This is a genomic window from uncultured Campylobacter sp., assembly GCF_938030785.1.
Lineage (GTDB): Bacteria > Campylobacterota > Campylobacteria > Campylobacterales > Campylobacteraceae > Campylobacter_B.
In genome coordinates this window covers 1-2,296 of record NZ_CALHIK010000193.1, presented here as the reverse complement: position 1 = coordinate 2,296, position 2,296 = coordinate 1, and the positions used below count along the sequence as shown (strand labels likewise).

2 protein-coding genes are annotated in these 2,296 nt (G+C 49.7%); both read right to left on the bottom strand.

The annotated features are described in order from the left end of the window. Positions 1–898: 898 nt before the first annotated feature. Entirely contained in the window at positions 899–1,186 is a 288-nt protein-coding gene (locus Q0438_RS10880) for a DUF2695 domain-containing protein (RefSeq protein WP_299190818.1), read from the bottom strand. Positions 1,187–1,559: 373 nt separating this feature from the next. After that, on the bottom strand, positions 1,560–2,296 hold a 737-nt coding region (locus Q0438_RS10875), incomplete at its 5' end, for an aryl-sulfate sulfotransferase (protein ID WP_299190816.1).

Here is a 2,296-nt window from a genome sequence, read left to right as displayed (position 1 = left end):
GGGCATAAAATTACTCTACATAGCTAGCTTTGTGCCGCTTATTCGGCCCCTATTTTTCGTATCGAAAGTGCGGGAGTGCCGCGACTTCGACGGACAGCTAAAGGTCGTTGCGCTCTGCACATTTTCGATGTCGGCACTGTTCTTTATCGGAGAAATTCTGAGCTAAATTTAAACGCCGCGCGGATAAAATTTACGAAATGCGGCGCGGCGATAAAGTCCTCTTGCGCGCAAAACACTTCGGCATAAGCTCTCATATCTTGTGACAAACCCATTTGTGCATAGAAAAGTATTCCGCGGCAAGCTCGCTTAATGAGAACGTATAGCACCGTATCTGCCGCCTGGCGCGTACCACGGTAAAATTTAAGAGGGCAGACTACGAAACCTCCGCGCTATCTCGTATCGTCAAATTAAGCGAGCAAGAACTGCTCTTAAGTCTATGCAAGCCCAGTTTTAATTGCCGTTTTGACGGAAGGCCGCCCGCCTTTTACGTAAAATTTTAAAAACTAGAGCGTTAATCTACAAAGGGCCCGCGTGCTCGGCACGGTGGGCTTTGTGCTTATTGCACGGCGGCAGAATTTAGCTCATTGGGCAGAACCGACGCTCGCAACTTTTAAATTCGCTCGTGCATCGATGGCAGCGCAATTTACGAACGGATCGCCGAGACTTGCGATTGCACGCCCGACTACATCCGCGGCGTATTTAGCGCTCTAAGCCTCGTATCTGCCGCGTCAAATTTTATCTTTACGGCGTAAATTCACGTTACGCGGCGGTAGTTCGCACCGCAAACGCTGCTTTAGTCCTCCTCTTGCGCCCTTATGCCGCTGAAATTTAATAAATTTCACGCACCGCCTCTTTGAAATGACGCTTACGGTGCAGGGTCTCTCCACGGTGCGGCGCCTTAAAATTCGAAGCGATCCTGCACGTTATTTAAAACTTCGTAATCGCAATCCCCGCCGTTTTGCTCGCAAAAGTCTAGGACCGCCGTCTCATTCGGCGCGCGCCGAGCTCGCAAAAACTCCAACGTGAGGCTATGCGTACCGTCGCAGCCACGATGCGCCAAGCCCTCGTCTAGGAACTCAAATAGCCGCTCAAACTCCGCCCTACTCATCGGCAGGCTCTTTTCAAATGCATCTCGCTGCCGCTGCGCTGCGAGCTTTTTGAGTTCCTTTTTTCTGGATTTTTCCACTATTTCTCCTTTGCTGCGCCGCCTTGCCGCACGGATATCCTTTGAGCGCATTAACCTAATACCCGTCGTCCCCCGCCCTCAAGCGGCATACAAATTTCATCCAAAACCATGCGCTACCTTATCTATAATCGAAATAACCGCTTATTAATTTTTAACAGAGTGAAATTATAGCAAAAGCGGAGCACGAAATCGCAAATCCGCATGATTAAATTTTATCTAGAATAAAGAGCTATGTTTTCGGCTAAATTTTGCCGCACCGAGGGATAAAATTTGCCAAATTCGGATGAAATTCTATCGAGTAGATGTGCAGAATTTGACCATAATCTAAAACAAAAACGGCCGCACTTAAAATACGGCCGCTAAATTTTAAATCTTACTTCTCAAACGCCTTTTCTAGGCTAAACGGAAACGCCTGATAGCCCATCGCGTTGGTCATTTTGATTTCGATTGACGGCTCTTTTGCGCCCCACTCAAACTCGTTGATGTGAGGGCTAGGCACACCGACCGGGCGGCCTTTGGCGATGTCAAACTGCATGCCCGCAACCGCTGAGTAAACCATCACGCTATCTAGGTCGTCTTGATACTGCGCTAGCGAAGTAACCGAACTGTACCACTCGCTGCCGCGCTGTTTGCCGTATTCCCAGACCTGCTCGACGGTTTTATTTTTTTCGTCGATTTTATAGACGACCGCGCGGGAGTATTTCATACCCGCCATCGCAGGCTGCTCCATGCCGCGAGTATCGCCGTTGTCAAAGACGGTGAGATAAACGACGCCCTTTTTGGACTTGCTATCTATGCGAAATGCCGTATGCTGCGTCCACTGCCAGTCAAATCCGCCTTTCTCGCTCTCATATCCCGGGCATTTTGAGTATTCGTCCTCGCAGACGATCTTTTTGCCGTCTTTATCTACAGGCTGGAGCAAGTAGCCCTTAAACTGATCTTTCCAGCCCTTGTGTGCGCCCATTATCCATTTGACTTTTTTGTCGCGGCCGATCTTGATGACGGCGTCTTGGTGGCGGCTGGAGATGATGATGCTATCGTCGCTTGGATCATAATCCACGCTATTTACGTGCGCCCAGTTGCGTCCAGGGCCAGAGCCCACGATGTCGC